The sequence below is a fragment of the Actinosynnema sp. NPDC050436 genome (genome assembly GCF_040655415.1).
Taxonomy (GTDB): domain Bacteria; phylum Actinomycetota; class Actinomycetes; order Mycobacteriales; family Pseudonocardiaceae; genus Actinosynnema.
In genome coordinates, this window is record NZ_JBFAJV010000007.1 from 1 (window position 1) to 18,766 (window position 18,766).

General features: G+C 74.3%; 19 protein-coding genes. 13 read left to right on the top strand and 6 right to left on the bottom strand.

Annotated elements, in window-relative coordinates; genetic code table 11:
• The first annotated feature begins 437 nt into the window (after positions 1–437).
• A complete protein-coding gene (locus tag AB0I60_RS18595) occupies positions 438–2,033 on the top strand; it encodes a hypothetical protein (protein WP_360731368.1) in 1,596 nt (531 codons plus the stop codon).
• A 73-nt stretch (positions 2,034–2,106) separates the two neighbouring features.
• On the opposite strand, the gene AB0I60_RS18600 is transcribed toward AB0I60_RS18595, so the two are convergent.
• The 3 genes from AB0I60_RS18600 to AB0I60_RS18610 form a co-directional block, all read right to left on the bottom strand.
• The gene (locus AB0I60_RS18600; protein ID WP_360731370.1) at positions 2,107–3,033 is read right to left on the bottom strand and encodes a YihY/virulence factor BrkB family protein; all 927 of its coding nucleotides are present in this window, start codon (positions 3,031–3,033) and stop codon (positions 2,107–2,109) included.
• Between the two features lie 69 nt (positions 3,034–3,102).
• The gene (locus tag AB0I60_RS18605; RefSeq protein ID WP_360731371.1) at positions 3,103–3,804 is read right to left on the bottom strand and encodes a Crp/Fnr family transcriptional regulator; all 702 of its coding nucleotides are present in this window, start codon (positions 3,802–3,804) and stop codon (positions 3,103–3,105) included.
• Between the two features lie 218 nt (positions 3,805–4,022).
• Complete coding sequence (locus tag AB0I60_RS18610) at positions 4,023–4,508, bottom strand: carboxymuconolactone decarboxylase family protein (protein ID WP_360731372.1); 486 nt, start codon at positions 4,506–4,508, stop codon at positions 4,023–4,025.
• Between the two features lie 170 nt (positions 4,509–4,678).
• On the opposite strand from AB0I60_RS18610, the gene AB0I60_RS18615 reads away from it, so the two are divergent.
• A complete protein-coding gene (locus AB0I60_RS18615) occupies positions 4,679–5,596 on the top strand; it encodes an RNA polymerase sigma-70 factor (protein WP_360731373.1) in 918 nt (305 codons plus the stop codon).
• Between the two features lie 36 nt (positions 5,597–5,632).
• On the opposite strand, the gene AB0I60_RS18620 is transcribed toward AB0I60_RS18615, so the two are convergent.
• Positions 5,633–6,223 carry a hypothetical protein gene (locus AB0I60_RS18620; RefSeq protein WP_360731374.1) on the bottom strand — a complete coding sequence of 197 codons (591 nt, stop codon included), beginning with the start codon at positions 6,221–6,223 and terminating at the stop codon, positions 5,633–5,635.
• 152 nt (positions 6,224–6,375) lie between these two features.
• Here AB0I60_RS18620 and AB0I60_RS18625 point away from each other — a divergent pair, with 152 nt between their 5' ends.
• The 6 genes from AB0I60_RS18625 to AB0I60_RS18650 all read left to right on the top strand — a co-directional run bounded on the left by AB0I60_RS18625 (position 6,376) and on the right by AB0I60_RS18650 (position 11,536).
• Positions 6,376–6,729, top strand: a complete 354-nt coding sequence (locus AB0I60_RS18625) for a ClpX C4-type zinc finger protein (RefSeq protein ID WP_360731376.1) — start codon at positions 6,376–6,378, stop codon at positions 6,727–6,729.
• A complete protein-coding gene (locus AB0I60_RS18630; protein ID WP_360731377.1) occupies positions 6,726–7,994 on the top strand; it encodes an MFS transporter in 1,269 nt (422 codons plus the stop codon). Before AB0I60_RS18625 ends, AB0I60_RS18630 begins: the two co-directional genes overlap by 4 nt.
• A gap of 110 nt (positions 7,995–8,104) precedes the next feature.
• A complete protein-coding gene (locus AB0I60_RS18635) occupies positions 8,105–8,674 on the top strand; it encodes a YbaB/EbfC family nucleoid-associated protein (RefSeq protein ID WP_360731379.1) in 570 nt (189 codons plus the stop codon).
• A 10-nt stretch (positions 8,675–8,684) separates the two neighbouring features.
• Positions 8,685–10,193 (top strand): WXG100 family type VII secretion target, encoded by a 1,509-nt coding sequence (locus AB0I60_RS18640; protein ID WP_360731381.1) that lies wholly within the window; start codon positions 8,685–8,687, stop codon positions 10,191–10,193.
• Between the two features lie 3 nt (positions 10,194–10,196).
• Positions 10,197–10,937 (top strand): hypothetical protein, encoded by a 741-nt coding sequence (locus tag AB0I60_RS18645; RefSeq protein ID WP_360731383.1) that lies wholly within the window; start codon positions 10,197–10,199, stop codon positions 10,935–10,937.
• Entirely contained in the window at positions 10,934–11,536 is a 603-nt protein-coding gene (locus AB0I60_RS18650; protein WP_360731385.1) for a hypothetical protein, read from the top strand. The genes AB0I60_RS18645 and AB0I60_RS18650 overlap by 4 nt, the downstream gene beginning before the upstream one ends.
• Before the next feature lie 19 nt (positions 11,537–11,555).
• On the opposite strand, the gene AB0I60_RS18655 is transcribed toward AB0I60_RS18650, so the two are convergent.
• Together AB0I60_RS18655 and AB0I60_RS18660 are read right to left on the bottom strand one after the other, a co-directional pair.
• Positions 11,556–12,164 (bottom strand): isochorismatase family cysteine hydrolase, encoded by a 609-nt coding sequence (locus AB0I60_RS18655; protein ID WP_360731387.1) that lies wholly within the window; start codon positions 12,162–12,164, stop codon positions 11,556–11,558.
• On the bottom strand, positions 12,161–13,201 hold the full coding sequence (locus tag AB0I60_RS18660) for a methyltransferase (RefSeq protein WP_360731389.1): 1,041 nt from the start codon (positions 13,199–13,201) through the stop codon (positions 12,161–12,163). The genes AB0I60_RS18655 and AB0I60_RS18660 overlap by 4 nt, the downstream gene beginning before the upstream one ends.
• A gap of 643 nt (positions 13,202–13,844) precedes the next feature.
• On the opposite strand from AB0I60_RS18660, the gene AB0I60_RS18665 reads away from it, so the two are divergent.
• The 5 genes from AB0I60_RS18665 (at position 13,845) to AB0I60_RS18685 (ending at position 18,765) form a co-directional block, all read left to right on the top strand.
• Positions 13,845–14,822: a siderophore-interacting protein gene (locus AB0I60_RS18665; RefSeq protein WP_360731391.1), complete on the top strand. Its 978-nt coding sequence runs from the start codon at positions 13,845–13,847 to the stop codon at positions 14,820–14,822.
• A gap of 37 nt (positions 14,823–14,859) precedes the next feature.
• Complete coding sequence (locus AB0I60_RS18670) at positions 14,860–15,861, top strand: ABC transporter substrate-binding protein (RefSeq protein WP_360731392.1); 1,002 nt, start codon at positions 14,860–14,862, stop codon at positions 15,859–15,861.
• On the top strand, positions 15,858–16,856 hold the full coding sequence (locus AB0I60_RS18675) for an iron chelate uptake ABC transporter family permease subunit (RefSeq protein WP_360731394.1): 999 nt from the start codon (positions 15,858–15,860) through the stop codon (positions 16,854–16,856). The genes AB0I60_RS18670 and AB0I60_RS18675 overlap by 4 nt, the downstream gene beginning before the upstream one ends.
• Before the next feature lie 176 nt (positions 16,857–17,032).
• Positions 17,033–17,992, top strand: coding sequence for an iron chelate uptake ABC transporter family permease subunit (locus AB0I60_RS18680; RefSeq protein ID WP_360731863.1), 960 nt, complete (start codon positions 17,033–17,035; stop codon positions 17,990–17,992).
• Positions 17,989–18,765 (top strand): ABC transporter ATP-binding protein, encoded by a 777-nt coding sequence (locus AB0I60_RS18685; RefSeq protein ID WP_360731395.1) that lies wholly within the window; start codon positions 17,989–17,991, stop codon positions 18,763–18,765. Before AB0I60_RS18680 ends, AB0I60_RS18685 begins: the two co-directional genes overlap by 4 nt.
• Position 18,766: the final 1 nt, after the last annotated feature.

An 18,766-nucleotide genomic window follows, 5' to 3' on the forward strand; every position in this document is an offset into this window, starting at 1 on the left:
AGGAGATGCGCAACGACCTGCACAGCGTCCCGCTGTTCCAGCTCACCGACTTCGCCGCCAGCACGGCGGACATCTCGCCGATTTCCTACATCGGCTTCGGTGGTGGCGTGACCTGGAACATGTACGCCTGGCAGATGAAGAAGTGAGGCGTACCCCGCGTTCGGGGTAGCACCTCGCAGTACGGCGAAGCGCTCGGTCGGGTTGCCCCGACCGGGCGCTTCGCGCGTGTGCGGCTCCTGCCGCCGGGCCAGGCCGGTCGTCTCGCCCGGTGCCGAACGCACCAACCCGGACCCGATGAACGGTCCACAGTGGAGGGTGGGCGCAGTGCGGTGGAATCCGGGCGGATCGCCGGTGTCGCAACGCGATTCGGCCGTTTCGCGGCTATCCCCCCGGCGCGGGCGGCGTGAGGGTGGAGGCAGCCGGCGAAGGGGGAAGACATGCTCGGGCGGGTGTCGGGTGCCGCTGTTCTCGTGGCTGGGTTCGGGCTGGTCGGTGTGCCCGCCTCGGCCGCCGTCGCGGTGCCCTGCGACACGGCGGCGCTGGTGCGCGAGGTCGCGGACTCGACCGGTCAGCTGAGCCTGGCGCCGGACTGCACCTACGTGCTCGACGAACCGGTGGGGGAGAACGGGTTCGCCGTGATCACCGGTTCGCTCACGCTCACCGGGCGCGGCACCACCATCAAGCGCGACCCCCGCGCGCCCCGGTTCCGGATCTTCCAGGTGGCGCAGGGCGGGGCGCTGACCCTCGACGGGATCACCGTGACCGGCGGGCACACCGCCGACGGGAGCGCGCCCGGCGCGTCGGGGGTCGGTGGCGGCGCGGTCCTCAACGCGGGCCGACTGCTGGTGACCCGCTCGACCGTGGCGGGCAACCGGACCGGTGACGGTGCACCCGCCGCGAGGGCCGCCGCCGGTCAGGACGGGTCGACCGGCGGTGACGGCGGCGACGGCGGTGCGGTGCTCGACACCGGCACGCTGGTCGTGCGGCAGTCGGTCCTGGAGGACAACGCCACCGGGCGCGGCGGGCGGGGCGGTGACGGCGGCGCGGACCGGTCGGCCGGCGGGGGCGAGGGCGGCGACGGCGGGCGCGGCGGGATGGGCGGCGCGATCGCCAGTTCCGGTGACGCCTCGGTGGTCGGCAGCACCGTCGCGGGCAACCGCACGGGCAGGGGCGGTGCCGGCGGCCACGGCGCGGCCGGTGGCACGTCCACCACCGGCGACGGCGGCCGGGGCGGCAAGGCGGGGCCGGGCGGCGCGGGCGGCGACGCCGGCGGCATCGGCAGCAGCGGCGTGCTCACCCTCGTGGACACCACCGTCGCGCGCAACACGACCGGCGACGGCGGGCGGTCCGGTGACGCGGGCGTCGGCGGGCGCGGGGTCCGGGGCGGTGCCGGCGGCGGCATCCGGGGCGGGCGGGAGGCGCGGGTCGGCGGTCACGGCGGCGACGGCGGCGGCCTGGCCGTCTTCGCGGACGGGGCGGTGACGCTGGAGCGCGCGACGATCACCGACAACCGGACCGGTGACGGCGGCGCGGGCGGTCACGGCGGCGACGGCGGTGCGCCGGACGGCTTGGCGGGCAGCGGCGCGGTCGGCGGTTCCGGCGGTGCCGGCGGCGGCGTCGAGCTGGGCAACGGCCCGACGAACCCGGTGGTCGTGATCTCCGGCGGCCGGATCTCCGGCAACCGCACCGGTCGCGGCGCGGACGGCGGCCCGAGCGGTCGCGGCGGTTCCGACCTGAGGCAGGGGTACGGCGGTTCGGGCGGCAGCGGCGGTGGCGGCGGGGGCGTGCACGTGAGCAAGAAGCGCAGCCTCCACCTGGTGGACCTGGACGTCGTCGACAACGTGACCGGCACCGCCGGCGAACCCGGCCGGAGCCGGGCGACCGGTGGCGGACCGGGCTCCCCGGGCGCGCGCGGGTCCGGCGGCGGTGTCGGGGTGTCCTGGTACCTGCCCGACCCGCCGACGACCGTGCTGGAGAACGTCCGCCTCCGGGGCAACGAGCCCGACCAGTGCAGCTTCGTCCCGTGCTCGTGACCCCGGGCGGTCGCAACCGGATCGGGTGACGCCCGATCGCGGGACTGACGGCCAGGCTCGCTGCCGGCGGTGCTCAGTCCATGGCGCGGGTGTCGCGGGGCGGGGCGACCGGGTCCTCGCCCGACTCGCCCTTGCGCATCCGCCGACCGCGTTCGAGTTCGGCGTCCAACTCCGCGCCGAGCAGGAGCGCGAGGTTGGAGATCCAGAGCCACACCAGGAACACGATGACGCCGGCCAGCGAGCCATAGGTCTTGTTGTAGGAGCCCGCGTGGCTGACGTAGAACGCGAAGCCGAACGACGCCGCCACCCACACGACGACGGCGAGCAGCCCACCGGGGGTGATCCACAGCCAGCGGGGCTGGCGGACGTTGGGTGAAGCCCAGTAGAGCAGGCCGATGGCGAGGCTGGCGAGCAGCAGCAGCACCGGCCACTTGGCGATGCCCCACACCGTGACGACCGCGTCGCCCAGTCCCAGCACCTCGCCCAGCCAGTCCGCCACGCCGCCGGTCGCGGTGACGCCGAGGGCGGTGAGGGCGAGCAGGGTCACGACGCCGACGGTGAGCGCCAGCCGCAGTGGGACGACCTTCCAGAACGGACGGCCCTCCTCGACGTCGTAGATGGAGTTCGCCGCGCGCATGAACGCACCCAGGTAGCCCGACGCCGACCACAGCGCCGTGACCAGGCCGACGATCGCGAGCGGGCCGGCGACCGCCTTGGACGACTGGAGGTTCTCGATCGCGCCGACCACCAGGTCGCGCGCCTCGCCCGGCCCGAGCGCGTCGAGGCTGTCCACCAGCGTCCTGGTGGCCTCCGGGCCGAGCAGCCCGAGCAGGGAGGTCAGCAGCAGGATGCCGGGGAACAGCGACAGCACGGCGTAGTAGGTCAGCGCCGCCGCCCAGTCGGTCAAGTTGTCGTCGGTGAACTCCTTCGCGGTGCGCTTGAGCACGGCCCACCACGAGCGTTTCGGCAGCGACGTCGGCGCGTCGAGGTCTCCGGTCATGGAGGGAGCGTTCCGCAACCGGGGGTCACCTAAACGGGTTGTCCCCGGTCGGCTCGACGGGCGGACGTGTCACGCGCCGTTGCGCTCCTGGGGGCCGGCGGCGATCTCGCGCAGCCGGGCGAGGTCGGGCACGAGCACGATCCGGCGCGTGCTGGCCCGCACCGCCCCGGTGTCGCGCAGGTCGCTGAACGCCTTCTCCGCCGTGCGGGGCTTCATCCCGGCGATCGAGGCCAGCTCGATGTTGGTCAGCGGGAGGTCCAGGGTCCAGCCGCCGTCGTCGGTGCGCCGCCCGTGCCGGGTGACGAGGTGCACCAGCACCCGGGCGATCCGGGTCGACGCCTGGTGCGGCATCGCCCGGCGCAGGTCGTTGGACCAGCGCAGGTGGTCGATGCCGGCCCTGGCCAGCTCGGTCAGCACGGCGCGGTGCCGGTCGAGCAGGTCGAGCAGCTGGTGCTGGGGGATCAGCCGGGCGGTGACCGCGCCGCACGCGGTCACCGTCGCGGAGCGCGGTTTGCCGTCCAGCGCGGCCATCTCGCCGACCAGGTCGCCGGCCGACCGCACCGCGAGCAGGGTGGGGCCGCCGTCCGCGCCGGTCGTCCACACGGTGACCGCGCCGGTCAGCAGCAGCGCCGCGTGCCCGTCCTCGGCGCCCTCGCGGAACAGCACGTCGCCCGGCCCCCAGGCGACCGGGACGCCCAGGGAGAGCAGCGCGGACACGGTGTGGTCCGGCAGCCGGCCCAGCAGGCCGCGATCCGGTCGGTCACTGTCCACGTCGCCGCCCCCTGCGCAGTCCGTCCCGAGACACCCGGTGCCGACCATTCCACCACTCGGGCCAGTCCGCGTGCCCGGGGCACCGCACCCGCGACGGCGGTGGGCGGGCGCGTCGGCCGACCGGCCGGTCGGCGCGTGGCCGGTGGGCGAGGCCGACCCTACCGGGCGGTTCCCGGGTCGTGCCGGACGAGTCGGTCGCGCCGGGCCGGGTCCGGCGGTCAGCCCGCCATCGCGGCGGCCGAGCCGGCCTCGTACGACCCCGCCGGGGTGCGCACGATGACGTTGACCCGGTTGGCCGCGTTGATCAGGGCGACCAGCGAGACCAGCGCGCCGACCTGGTCGTCGTCGAAGTGCGCGCGCACCGCCGCCCAGGTCTCGTCCGACACGCCCCGGTGGGTGTCGGCGAGCCGGGTGCCCTCCTCGGTCAGGGCCAGCGCCGCCCGTTCCGCGTCGGTGAACACGGTGGCCTCGCGCCAGGCGGCGACCAAATGCAGCCGGACCGGGGTCTCGCCGGCGGCGGTCGCCTCCTTCGTGTGCATGTCGGTGCAGAAGCCGCAGCCGTTGATCTGGCTGGCCCGGAGGTTCACCAGCTCCTGGACCTCCCTCGGCAGCGACGACTGCTCGATCACCTGGCCGGCGGCGATGAACCGCTTGGCGAACTTGGCGGTGACCGGGTTGTCGAACAGGTTGAGCCTGGCGTCCATGACCTCGTCCTCACTCTGGGGTGTCGCTTCCCGAACGACCACCAGATGCCTGCGGCGGCGTCGCCGTGACAGCGGTGGCACGTGACGCGCGCCACCGCCGCCGGGTGTCACAGGGCGGTGGCGGCCGGTGTCTGATGGGGACCGCGACCGCCCTCGGAGAGGAGCCACCCATGACGGCCACGCCCCAGGCCGCACCGGACGGGGACGGGCACCCGGACCGCGCCACCGAGGTGTTCCTCGCCCACCGCAACCTGCTGTTCACCGTCGCCTACGAGATGCTGGGCTCGGCCGCCGACGCGGAGGACGTGCTCCAGGAGACGTGGCTGCGGTGGGTGGGCGTCGACCTCGACGCCGTGCGGGAGCAGCGCGCGTACCTGGTCCGGATCACCACCCGCCAGGCGCTGGGCCGGCTGCGGGCGGTGGGCCGGCGGCGGGAGTCCTACGTCGGCTCGTGGCTGCCGGAGCCGCTGCTGACCGCGCCGGACGTGGCCGAGGACGTCGAGCTGGCGGACAGCGTGTCGATGGCGGTGATGCTGGTGCTGGAGACCCTCACGCCGACCGAGCGCGCGGTGTTCGTGCTGCGCGAGGTGTTCGACGTGGGCTACGACGAGATCGCCGAGGCGGTCGAGAAGACCCCGGCGGCGGTCCGCCAGATCGCGCACCGGGCCCGCGCGCACGTGGCGGAGCGCAGGCCGCGCGGGGGCGCGTCGCCGGCCGAGACCCGGGACGTGCTCTCCGCGTTCCGCCGGGCCACCGAGACCGGCGACCTCCAGGGCCTGTTGGACGTCCTCGCGCCCGACGTCGTGCTGCTGGGCGACGGCGGCGGGATCAAGCAGGCGGTGCCGAAGCCGGTGGTGGGCGCGGACAAGGTGGCCCGCCTGATCGCGGCCGGGCTGCGCAAGGTGCCCGGCGCGTCGCTGCACCCCGCCCAGGTCAACGGGTACCCGGCGCTGGTCCTGCGGCTGGGCGGCGAGCTGGACACCGTGCTGGCGGTGCGGGTGGCCGACGGCGTGGTCACCGGGCTCTACGCCGTGCGCAACCCCGAGAAGCTGGCGCACATGGCGCGGGAGACCACTTTGCGCCGTTGACTCCGGGTCGCGGTGCCGCGCACCCGGGGCAGGACCTCACCCGGCCGGCACGCGGTCCACGACCTCCGACGCCGTCTCGCCCCGGTCGGTGTCGGACACCGCGCACCGGGCGTCGAACTCGGCGTCGCGGGCCCGCGCGGTCGGTGCGACGCCCCGGCCGAGGAACACCGACCGGCCCGGTGACAGCTGCATCAGCACCACGTCGGGCGCCCAGTCGACGGTGACCTCCACCAGCCCCGAATCGTCGTCGGCGAGGAAGGCGGCCACGCCGCGCAGGACGGTGAACGCCCACACCGGCGACGGGAGCGGGAAGTCGACCCGGGTGTCGAGGTCGAGGACGAGCGCGCCGCTGTCCCCGTCGTGGCCGAGGGTCAGCCCGCCGTCGTCGTCGAGCCCGCGCAGCAGGTCCGCGTGGTCGCCCCCGACCCAGCGGTCGCACTCGGCGACGGCACCGGCCGGCTCCGCGCGGTACCGCCGCCGGGTGGCGGCGTCGCTCCACGCCTCGCACAGGCCGACCCACTCGTGCTCGGCCCAGGCGGACGCGGGCGGGACGGGTGCCCGCAGGTAGCTCTGAAGACGGGGTGTGGCGATGGTGATCGCCGCCGCGACCGTGAGGTTCCGGGACATTGCGCGCTTTCGCCGTGGGGAGCCGGGGTGTGCGCCGCCGATTCTGCCCGCAGCCCACCGCGCGCGTCCGGGCGGTCGTGGTTGTCGTGGGAAGGGGCGAGGCGCTAGGCTCGCATCTGTCAGGCAGTGCCTGACAAGAGGGGGGTGATCGCGTGGCGGACGAGGAGTGCTCGCCGTGGTGTTCGTTCTGCGGCAAGGCATCCGGCGAGGTGGGCAAGATCATCGCCGGGGCGGGTGTCTACATCTGCGACGAGTGCGTCGAGAAGTGCGTGCAGATCCTGGAAGCCGACGACTCACCGGTCGGCGCGGGCGTCCCCGAGTGGTCGGTGATGACCGACGAGCAGTTGCTCGCGCACCTGCCCAGGATCGCCGCCACGTCGTCGCGGATCGAGGTGGGCCTGCGGGAGCGGGTCGCCGAGCTGCGCTCGCGCGGGGTCACCTGGGCCGACATCGGCACGGCCCTGGGCATGACGCGGCAGTCGGCGTGGGAGCGGTTCGCGCGGTGAGCACCGCACCCGCGCCGGCTGTGCCGCTGTGGCGCAACCGGGACTTCCGGCTGGTGTGGACGGGGCACGCGCTCTCCGAGTTCGGCAACGGGGTGTCCCAACCGGCCTACCCGCTGCTGATGCTCGCCCTCACGGGCTCACCGGCCGCCGCCGGGATGCTCGTCGCGGTGCGCGCGGTGCCTTACCTGCTGTTCGGGCTGGTCGCGGGCGCGCTCACGGATCGCTGGAACCGCAAGCGCACCATGATCGCCTGTGACCTGCTGCGGGCGGTGAACATGGCGTGCCTCCCGCTGGCACTCGTGGTCAGCACGCTCACGGCGGCGCACGTGTTCGTCGCGGGTTTCGTCGGCGGGCTGCTGCACGTGTTCTTCAGCGCCGCCGAGGGCGCCTGCCTGCCGCACGTGGTGCGGGAGGAGCAGGTGACCGCCGCCGTCTCGGCGCAGGGCACCGCGCAGTCGGCGTGCGGCGTGGTCGCCGGCCCGGTCGGGGGCGCGCTGCTCCAGGTCTCCCGGGGGTTGCCGTTCCTGGTCGACGCGCTGTCGTTCCTGGCATCGGCGCTGTGCCTGTCGTTCGTGCGCGGTGACTTCCGCAGCGCCGACGCCCCCGGGCGGACGGTGAGGTCGCGCGGCTCGTTGCGCGCCGAGATTGCCGAAGGCGTGCGGTGGCTGTGGGACCACCGGGCGCTGCGCCTGATCGGGCTCCTCGCCGCCGGGCTCCAGGTCGCCATCTCCGGCATCGCCCTGGTGGCGCTCGTCGTCGTGCGCGACGCGGGCGCGTCGTCGGCCGTGATCGGGGCGCTGTTCTCCGCGCTGGGGGTGGGTGGCGTGGTCGGTGCCCTGCTCGCACCCCGGCTGAAGGCGCGGCTCGGCCTGGGCGGCCTGCTGCTGTCCGTGCTTTGGCTGCACGGCGCGCTGTGGGTGCTGCTGGCGTTCACCACCGCGCCGCTGCACGTCGGGATCGTGCTGGCGGTCTTCGCGCTGTCCATGCCCTGCTTCGGGATCGCCGCGCTCGGCTACCAGTTGGAGGTCACGCCGGACGGGCTGCGCGGTCGCGTCGGCACGGCGTTCAGCCTGCTGCTGTGGGCCGCCACCCCGGTCGGCGGCGCGGCGGCCGGCGTGCTGCTCGACCTGGTCACGCCCCGGGTCACCGCCCTGGTCTTCGCCGCCTGGGTGGTGGTGCTGTCGGCCCTGGCGGGCGGGCTGCGCGGCCTCGACCGGCGTCCGCGCCGCGAACAGGAGGCCGTGCCGGACCCGTCGGCGCGGTGACGGCACCGCTCGCGGACGTGACCCTGTGCCGTTCCGGCCCCGCACGCGCCCGGGGTTGCTACGGTTGGCCCCGATGGAGTAGCGCCCGTGCTGACAAGGGGGAAGGACCGGTGCCGGATCGCAGGGCACGCCTGGACGACGCCATCCGCTCGTTCCAGGAGCAGGCGGACAAGGTCGCCCAGCTCAAGGACAAGCTCGCGGACCTGCGGGGTGAGGCCCGCAGCGCCGACGGGTCGGTCGTGGTGACGGTCGCCCCCTCGGGCGCGGTGCTCGGGCTGCAACTGGCGCCGAACGCCATGCGGCTGAGCCACACCCAGCTCCAGCAGGAGATCCTGGGCGCCATCCGGCAGGCCACCCGGCACGCCGCGCAGGCGCTGCAGGACACCGTCGGCCCGGTGCTCGGCGACAAGGCGGCGCAGTTCGGCGAGGCGTTCAACGCGCACACGCCGATCCAGCCGCTCGGCCCCGACGCGGTGCCCGGCACGCCACCCGGCACCCCGGCCGGCGCACCGCCCGTCCCGCCGCCCGGACCCCGCGCCACCCCGCCCGCGCCGCCGCCCGCCGGGCCGCCGCCCGCGTGGCAGCCGAACCGGCCCGGTGTGCCGCCGATCACGCGGAACCGCCGGCCTGCTCCGCGAGTCGGAGACGACGACGAGGGCTTCGGCTCGATCCTGAGGTGACGGGGGACCGGTGACCGGCTACGACGTGGACAGTGCCGCGCTGCTCGCGCACAGCAAGGGCTCGCAGGAGGCGGCGGGCAACTTCGGCCAGTTGGCCACCCTGCTTGAACAGGCGCGGGTGTCGGACGACTGCTTCGGCCCGCTGGGCGAGCTGATGGCGTTCGCGTACTTCGACAGCCTCCAGGAGTGCCAGGACATGGCCGACAAGGCCAAGTCCTTCATGGAGGGCGTCTCCGAGCGCGCCGACCAGACCGCGCAGACCTACCTGGAGGTCGAGGACCTGATCCGCTCGGCGTTCAGCGACCTGGGCACCGGGCTGGGCGGCCCCGGCGGGCTCGGCGACCTCAACGGCGCGGGCGACGGCAAGCGCAAGAGCTTCGTGGAGCAGCACGGCGGCTACGGCAGCTCCTGGCTCAGCACCTCCGGCGACATCGCGCGCGCGAGCAGCCCGCCGGACGTGGCGATCGCCGCCGTGAACGCCCGGATGGAACAGCTCCAGCTCGTGATGAGCCCCGGGCAGTCGTTCATCGACAACGGCCTGGGCTTCCTGATCGGCATCGTGATCAGCCCGATCGTGGAGTTCGTGCTGGAACCCGCGATCGGCGACCCGGAGCAGATGCGCAGCACCGCGCAGGGCTGGGCGCAGGTCGCGGAGTGGCTGGACCGGGCCGGCGACCACGAGGAGAACCGCGCCGAGTCCACCGCCGAGGCGTGGAAGGGCGCGGCCGGCGACAAGTTCCGGCAGCAGATGGGCGAGTTCGCCGAGGGCTCCCGGGCGTTCGCCGACGAGGTCCGGGGGCTCCAGCAGATCCTGGAGACGGCCGCCGACCTGTTCGACGCGTTCGTCGAGATCTGCATCGACATCCTCCAGGAACTCGTGATGGGCCTCATCATCGAGTGGCTCGCGGCCATCGCGGCGTCCTGGATCACGGCGGGCGGGTCGCTCGGCGCGGCCGGCGCGGTGACCACCGCGCAGGTCTCCATCGCGGGCGGCCGGCTGGGTGCGAAGGCCAGCCAGCTGCTGAGCAAGCTGATGCCGCTGATCAAGCGGCTGGAGGCGATGTTGCAAAAGCTGCGCAAGGGACCGCTGAAGAACCTCGTGGAACGGGCCGAGGGCCTGCGCGACGGGAACGTGGCGCAGAAGTGGCTGGCCCGCCAGATCGACGCCAACCCGCTGGCCAAGATCGTCACCAAGGCCAACGCGGAGGGCCGCGTCGTGGACGGCGTCGAGGAGGCCGCGACCATGGCGTCCAAGACCGGCAACCGGTTCGCGGCCCGCTACGGTGTCGACGGCGAGGGCGCCAACGCCCTGACCACGAACCTCGCCGAGGCCGGCCTGCGCACGGCCGGCCTGAGCGGGACCACGCACGTGCCCACCGCCGTCACCAACGGCATCATGGAGAACGCGCCCGGCCTGGCCGTGGAGCAGGGCATCAAGTACGGCTACAACAAGGGCCAGGACCCCTCCTCGGACGAGGAGCGGCGCGACGCCGTGAACCGCGGTTTCGAGTACGAGTAGGCCATGGGCACCTTCGACTCGCTGCCCGGACCGGGCCTGCTGGCCCGGCTGCGGGTGTGCCGCCCCGGCGAGCAGTTGCTGTGGGCGGTCAACCGGACCGCGTACTACCTCGACGTGGACGGCCTGGACGCGGTCGGCGAACCGCGCAAGGGCCTGCTCGGCCGGGGCGTCCGCGCGGTCGGCCGGGGCGTGGGCGGGTTCACCTTGGACTTCGTCGGTGCGGCGCTGCTCGGCGGCGACGACGCGACCGGTTCGGACCAGCCGCCCGCCCCGGACCACCTGCTGTTCGGACCGGGACCGGGGTGCCTGGCCCACCAGGCGGTGCCGGCCATCCCGGTCGCGCCCGGCAAGCGCGGGGTCGTGCTGTGGGCGCTGACCGCGCACCGGCTCGTCGTCGCCCGCGCGCGGGACCCGGAACCGCCGGCGCGGCCGGAGAGGTCGTTGCTGGGCAAGGCGGTCAGCTTCGGCAAGGGCGTGGTCGACTTCGGCGTGGACGCCGCCCGGATCATCGCCGGCAACCACCACGACTACGGGCGCAACACCTCGGGGCAGCCGGTCCCGCTGCCCGAAGTCGTGGTGCTGCACGAGTTCCCGCGCGCGCGGATCGCCTCCGTCGCGCCGTTCGCGCGCGAGGGCCGTCCCTGCCTCCGGGTGTCCTTCGTGGACGGTTCCGGCGTGGACTTCCTGTTCCCGGACGACGGTCTGGCCCGCCGGGCGGTCGACCTGACGAATGGTGCGCGATGAGCAAGCCGCTGAACGCCGAGGACCAGGTCGTCGAGGGCGAGCTGAACCAGTTCTGGCTCACCCCCGGCGAACGCCTGCTGCTCGCCCTGCCGCCGGTCGAGGCCCACGTCGCCGCGCGGGTCGGCGCGGAGGTCCGCGTGCCGCACCGGCCCGTGGGCGAGGTGCCGGAGCTGGACCTGGGCAAGGAGCACTGGCCGCTGCCGACCGAGCACGTCGCGGCGGACCCGGACGTCGACTGGGTGGACGACCGGACGGTGGGCTACTTCGCCTCCGCCCGGCAGCCCTCGGACGACGCGATCCGGCTCGCCGACCACTTCGCGCACAGCCGGGGGCAGGCGCGCTTGGCGGTCAGCGACCGGCGGGTGGCCGTGGTGTACCCGACGAAGCTGCTGCGCAAGGACCCGCCGACGGTGTTCACCACCCACGCGGACCTGCCCGCGACCCGGCTGGGCCGGCTCGACGCGGTGTTCCTCGGGCAGAGCCTGGGCGTGCCCCCGGTCGTCCGGCTGTCCTTCGTGGACGGATCGGTGCTGCACGTGCGCGATTCCCTCTCCGCCCGCAGGGTGCAGCGCGCGCACGAACGCGCCGCCGGCCGCTGAACCGGGCCGCCGGCACTCGTCACGGTCTTCGGTCGTCCTCGGGACGTGGCGGACGGGTGGGGTTCGGGAAGACGACCTCGTCCGCCGTCCTCAGGACCAGGGTGCCGCCGGGGTGCACCGCCTGGCCGAGCACCCGGTTGTGGTGCGCGATCACCTGTTCGGCGGTGAGACCCGCCTCCGGGTCGCCGGTGGCGGCCGGTGCGTGGCCGTCGGAGACCAGGACGACGTCCAGGTCGTGGCTCAGCGCGGAGCGCGCGGTCGCGTCGACGCAGTAGTCGGTGGCGACGCCGGCCAGCACGATCGTGCCCACGCCGCGCCGGGCGAGTTGGTCCGCCAGGTCGGTGCGGTAGAACCCGTCGGTCGCCGTCTTGGGGACGACCACGTCGGCCGGGCCCAGGCGCGCGCTCAGTCGTGATCCGGGGGAGTCGGGCGCGAGGACCGTCCCGGCGGGGCCGACCTGGCGCAGCGCGACCACCGGGGTGCCCGCCCGCCGGGCCGCGCGGGTCAGCGCGGCGATCCGGTCGACCAGCTCGGTGCCGCGCCAGACGAGCGGGACCAGCGCTTCCTGGAGGTCCACGACGACCAGCGCGACGCCCGTGGCCGGTCGGCCCCGGGACGGGTGGCTCACGCGGTCGGGACGGCTTCGATCAGGTGGAACTCGGACGGCGGCAGCGGGACGAACTCGGCGACGGTGAAGCCGGCCCCGGTGAGCAGCGCCTCGAACTCGGCCCGCGTGCGCTCCTGACCGCCGACGTTGACCAGCATGTTGAGGTCGCTGAGGTAGCTCACCGGGGTGGTGGCGTCGGCGGCGGCCCCGGGCAGGACGGGCTCGACCACCAGCAGGCGGCCGTCCGGCGGGAGGGCCCGGCGGCAGTGCGTCAGGATGGTCGTGCACCGCTCGTCGTCCCAGTCGTGCAGGATGCTCTTGAGCAGCACCGCGTCCGTCGGGTCCGGGCCGGCCGCGAAGAAGTCCCCGACGCTGACGGTGCACCGCTCGGCGACGCCCGAGGCGGCCAGTTTGGCACCGGCCTGCGCGGAGCCGTCGGCGGTGTCGAACACGACGCCGCGCAGGCCCTCGTAGCGGCGCAGGACGGCGGTGAGCAGGGTCCCGTCGCCGCCGCCGACGTCCGTGATCGACGTGAAGCGGCCGAAGTCGTAGGCGTCGGGCAGCAGCCCGGCGACGAGCCGGGCACCCTGGCTCATGGCGGCGTTGAACCCGGCGGCCAGCTCGGGCACGGTCTTGAGGTGGTCGAAGAACGGCTGGCCGAACGCGGTGTCGAAGGTGGTGCGCTCGTCGCGGACGGCCTCGCTCAGGTCGTGCCACGCCCGCACCATGACGGGGTCGGTGAACATCCGGGTGAAGGCGTTGAGCGACCCCGGTCCGGTGGAGCGGAGCAGCGCGCCTGCGGGGGTCAGCGCGAAGCGGTCCGCGCCGCGCTCCTCGGCCAGGCCCAGCACGACCGCCGCGCGCAGCAGCCGCCTCGTGGTGCGCGCGGGGGTGCCGCAGGTGGCGGCGATCTCGTCGGCGGTCGGCTCGCCGTCGGCGACGGCGTCCGCGACCCCCAGCCGGACGACCGCGCCCGCGACCTGGGCGGCCATCGAGCCGAAGACCAGTTCGACCACGGTGCGCCGGGCTGTTGCGTACGTGTGCTGTGCTTCGGACATCGGCCCCCCAAGGCAGTGTGACGACAGAACCGTTCGACAGTGGGTTGGGTGACAACGGGTCGAGTGACGACAGGTCGGACGACGAGGAATCTCCCGACCAAGGTAGCACTGCGTGCCCGGTCGGTCACCGAAAGCGTGGGTGACTTCGGTGGCCCGAACGGATCACCCGCGCTCGGCCCGCCGGAGTTCCGGCGGGCGCGCGAACGTCCGCCGCAGCGCTGTTTCCCGGTGAACCCACGGTGTCGGGGGAAACACGGCGAGCGACATTGCGGGGAGCGTCCACGCGTCTTCCGGCGGGGGAATATAGGGGTCGCGGGAAAAGGGGTTTTCGACCGTCGCCACCTGGCCCGGAATCCGGTTACGGATGGTGCGCGATCGATTTCACCTCGACGACTGGGCGGTGAACCGCCCTTAATGGTTCCCAGGTGGTTTATGTCACCAAATTGGGCGGAAGATCTCTGGACCTCTGCCGGGCGGTTAGGTTAGCTTCAGCTAAGTATTGCGGAAGGATGTTCACGTTCCTCCGGCCAGTGCGGAACAGCGGTGCCGAGCTCGCACGCGAGGGGCGCGACCGGGCGTACGACGGGCGGAGTCGCGGCGAAGCCACCCCGCTGCCGGCCCCGATCCCCGCAGGAGCACCGAGTTGAGCAACGCGAGCCCGTCCACCGCCGGGGAGCGCGGCGCGACCGCCCCGCGCACCGACCACCGCGACCGGCACCTGGAGCGCATCGCCGAGGTGCGCGCGGGCCGGGTCGCCGAGAAGGTCGGCTACCCGATCCACGTGCGCGAGGCCACCGTGCTGCGCTCGGAGGCGGTCGGTTCCGGGCTGCTGCGCGTCACGCTGGGCCGGCCGGGCACCGAGGGCTTCGAGGCGCACTCGCCCGACGAGCACGTCAAGCTGATGTTCCCGGGCGAGGACGGCGTGCTGCGGCTGCCCGAGCGCAACGGGTACGTGCTGCGCTGGCCCAAGCCGCTGCCGACCTCGCGCGAGTACACCGTGCGGCGCTACGACCCGGCGACCGGCGAGCTGGACATCGACGTCGCCCTGCACGCCGGCGGCCTCGGCTCGGACTGGGCGCGCGCCGCCCGACCCGGCGACACCGTGCACGTCGCAGGCCCTCCCGGCGGCCTGATCGTGCCGCACGGCTACGACCGCTACCTGCTCGCGGGCGACATCACCGCGCTGCCCGCGATCGCCCGGTGGCTGGAGGAGCTGCCCCGCGACGCCGCCGGGTGGGCGTTCATCGAGGTCGCCGGCCCCGACGAGCAGATCGCGCTGTCCGCGCCCGCCGGCGTCGAGGTGCGCTGGCTGCACCGGGGCGACGTGCCGCCGGGCGCGAGCGCCCTGCTGGCCGACGCGGTCCGCGAGGTCGTCGTCCCGCCGGGGGAGCGGGTCTACGTCTGGGTCGCGGGCGAGGCGGGCTCGATCAAGCCGCTGCGCCGCTGGGTCCGCGACGACCTGGGGCTGGCCAAGCACGACCACGACATCACCGGCTACTGGAAGCGCGGGGTCGAGGACTTCGACGACGACCACGACCACGGCGACCACGAGCACGGCGACCACGGTCACGACCACAGCCACGACCACGACGGTCACGAGCACGGTCACGACGACCACTAGACCCCCCGAAGAGCACGCGAACAGCAAGGAAGCACGCATGTCCCTCGCCAGATCCCCCCGACTCGTCGGCGCGCTCGCGCTCTCCCTCGCCGTGGCCACCGGCTGCGGCTCCTCCGACGGCGCCGACAGCGCGCCGCCGGCCGAGGCGCAGACCAGGGTGTTCGCCGCCGACAACGGCGACGTCACCATCCCCGTGTCGCCCAAGCGCGTGGTGGCCACCGGCTACGCCGTGCCCGCGATGCTGGAGGCCGACGCCCCGCTGGTCGGGATCTCGTCCTGGCAGCGCGGCGTCCCGCTGATGAGCGACGAGGACCGCAAGCGCTACGAGGAGACGCCGAAGATCGCCGGCGAGACCGCCGCCGAGACGAACTACGAGGCGATCGCGCAGGCCGACCCCGACCTGATCATCATCGGCGTGCCCAAGCCGGTGCTCGCCGACATCGACCTCAAGCGGCTGCAGGACATCGCGCCGGTCGTGGCGATCGGCCCGTCGGTGCCGTCGATGTGGCGCGAGCTGTCGCGCAAGCAGGCCGACGCGGCGGGCTCGCTCAAGGAGTTCGACGCCGTCCGCGACGAGTACCAGGCCAAGTCCGCCAAGCTCACCGAGAAGTACGCCGCCGTGCTGCCGGGCCTGAAGCTGGGCCACGTGGGCGCGTACGGCGAGGTCGCCAAGGGCAACTTCCAGCGGGAGTTCAACGGCTCGTGGGGCACGAACATCGCCGAGGACCTGGGCGCGGAGTACTACGGCGAGGTCAAGGTGAAGGGCGCCGGCTCGGCGGCGGTCAGCGAGTACCCGTCGATCGAGGAGCTGCCGACCGCGTTCGCCGAGGCCACCGCGATCACCTACTCGGTCAAGGCCGACGGCTCGGTCCCGCCGCCGGTGCAGTACGTGCTGGACTCGCCGCTGTGGAAGGAGCTGCCGGCGGTGAAGGCCGGCAAGGTGTTCCCGCTGCGCTACACCGAGGCCGCCACCTACCGGTCGGCGATGAAGACGCTGGACGCCGCGGACGAGGCGTTCGCGCCGCTGCTGGCGAAGTGAAGGACGCGCGCCGAGGACCGGGCGCGCTGACCGCCGTGCTGATCACCGCCCTGGCCGTGCTGGCCGTCGTGGCGGTGGTCAGCGTCGGCGTCGGCGCGCACGCGATCCCACCCGTCGACGTCGTGCGGGCGCTGGTCGCGTTCGACGGGTCGAGCGACCACGTCGTGGTCCGCGACATCCGGGTGCCGCGTGCCGTCCTGGCCCTCGGCGCGGGCGCTGCGCTCGCGGCGGCGGGCGTGCTGGTGCAGGTGCTGACCCGCAACCCGCTGGCCGAGCCGGGCGTGCTCGGCGTGACGGCGGGCTCGGGCTTCGCCATCGCCGTCGGGTCGGCGCTCGGCTTGACCGCGTCGGCGGTGGGCGAGCTGGTGGTGGCCGTGCTCGGCGCGGTCGCGGCGACCCTGCTGGTGTACTCGGTCGGCCGGGGTTCCCCGCTGCGCCTGGTGCTGACCGGCGTGGCGCTCAGCTCGGTGCTCGCCGGCGTGTCGCTGGGGCTGCGGCTGATGATCCCGGAGGTGTTCGACAAGTACCGCTTCTGGTCGGTCGGCTCGCTGGCCGGGCGGGAGCAGGCGCCCAGCGCGCTGCCGCTGGCCGTGATCGCGGTGGGCGTGGTGTGCGCGCTGCTGCTGGGCAGGCAGCTCGACGTGATCGCGCTCGGCGAGAGCGCGGCGCACGGGCTGGGCGCGAGCGTGACCCGCGTGCGGGCCGCCTCGCTGCTGCTGATCACCGTGCTGGCGGGCACCGCGACGGCGATCGCCGGCCCGATCCTGTTCGTCGGCCTGATGGTGCCGCACGTGGCGCGGCGGCTGGCCGGGGCGTCCGTGCCGTGGGCGATGGCGCTGGCCGTGGTCCTCGGGCCGGTGCTGCTGCTGGTGGCCGACACGGCGTCGCGGGTGCTGCTGCCCACCGGGGAGGTGCCGGTGGCGATCGTGACCGCGTTCCTCGGCGGCCCGGTGCTGGTGTGGGCCGTGCGCCGGTACGGGGCGGCTGCCCTGTGAGCATCCCCGCCGCGAAGACCCCCGGAACCGGGAGTTCCGCTGTGCCGACCCCCGCTGTGCCGACCCCCGACCCGAAGACGCCTGACGTGGAGACGCCCGTGCGGGCCGTCGCGCCGTCCGCGCTCGTGGTGCGCATCGGCCCGATCTCGGCGCTGGTCGAGCGCCGGACCCTGGTCATGGCGTCCGCGCTGACCCTGGTCGTGCTCGGCCTGGCGCTGGTCGGCCTCTGCTACGGCCCGACGTGGGCGAGCCCGGCCAAGGTGTTCGACGCGCTGACCGGCGCGCGCGGCGGCTCGAACGTGGTGATCCGCGAGTGGCGGCTGCCCCGCGTGCTGGCGGCCGTGGCGTTCGGCGCGGCGCTCGGCGCGGCCGGCGCGGTGTTCCAGAACATCACCCGCAACCCGATGGGCAGCCCCGACGTGATCGGGCTCGACGCAGGTGCCTACACCGGCGCGCTCATCGCCATCACCGTGCTGTCCGGCTCGCCCGCGCAGCTCGCGCTCAGCTCGGTGGTCGGCGGCCTGCTCACCGCCGCCGCGGTCTACCTGCTGTCGGCCGGCGGCGGCACGTCCGGGCTGCGGCTGGTGGTCATCGGCATCGCCGTCAACGCCACGCTCACCGCCCTGAACTCCTGGATCGTGCTGCGCTCCGAGCTGGAGGTCGCGATCGCGGCCGTCGGGTGGAACGCGGGCTCGCTCAACGGCGTGGACTGGGCCGACGTCACCGTCCCGTTCGCGATCATCGCCGTGCTGCTGGTCCTGCTGGCCGTCCAGTCGCGCGCGGCCCAGCAGTCCGCGCTCGGGTCGGACGTCGCGGTGACCACCGGCGTCCGGCTGGAACCGCTGCGGCTGCGGCTGGTGCTCATCGGCGTGTGCTGCACGGCGACGGTGACCGCCGTGGCCGGCCCGATCGCGTTCATCGCGCTCGCCGCGCCGCAGATCGGCCGCCGGCTGGCCGGTGCCCCCGGCATCCCGGTGCTGCCGGCCGCGCTCACCGGGGCGGCCCTGCTGCTCGGCGCCGACCTGGTCGCCCAGATGCTGCTCCAGCCCGTTTCGCTGCCGGTCGGCGTCATCAGCACGGCGATCGGCGGCTGCTACCTGATGTGGTTGCTCGCCAAGGAGGTTCGACGCAGGTGACAGCGCTCCTGTCCGCCCGGGACGTGACTCTGCGCTACGGCGACCGGGTGGTGTCCACCCGGCTGGGCATCGACGTCCCCGACGGCGCCTTCACCGCCGTCGTCGGCCCGAACGCCTGCGGCAAGTCCACGCTGCTGCGCGCGTTCGTCCGGCTGCTGCGGCCCACCGAGGGCCGGGTCGAGTTCGACGGCCGGGACATCGGCGGCTACCCGGGCAAGGCGCTGGCCCGCCGGCTCGCCTTCCTGCCGCAGGAACCCGTCGCGCCCGAGGACATCCGGGTGCGGCAGCTCGTCGCGCGCGGTCGCTTCCCGCACCAGTCGCTGCTCAGCTCCTGGATGCCCGCCGACGAGGCGGCCGTGGCCGGCGCGATGGGCGTCGCGGGCGTCGCCGACCTGGCCGACCGGCCGGTCCAGGAGCTGTCCGGCGGTCAGCGCCAGCGGGTGTGGGTGGCGATGGTGCTCGCCCAGGACACCTCGCACCTGCTGCTGGACGAGCCCACGTCGTTCCTCGACATCACCCACCAGTACCAGTTGCTGTCGCTGCTGGCCCGGCTGCGCGACGAGGGGCGCACGGTGGTCGCGGTGCTGCACGACATCAACCAGGCGTCGCGCTACGCGGACCACCTGGTGGCGATGAAGGGCGGCCGGGTGGTCGCCGAGGGCGCACCGTCCGACGTCGTGGACGCCGCGCTGATGCAGGAGGTCTTCGACCTGCCCTGCGTCGTGGTGCCGGACCCGGTGACCGGCACGCCCATGGTCGTGCCCGCGCTCTGAC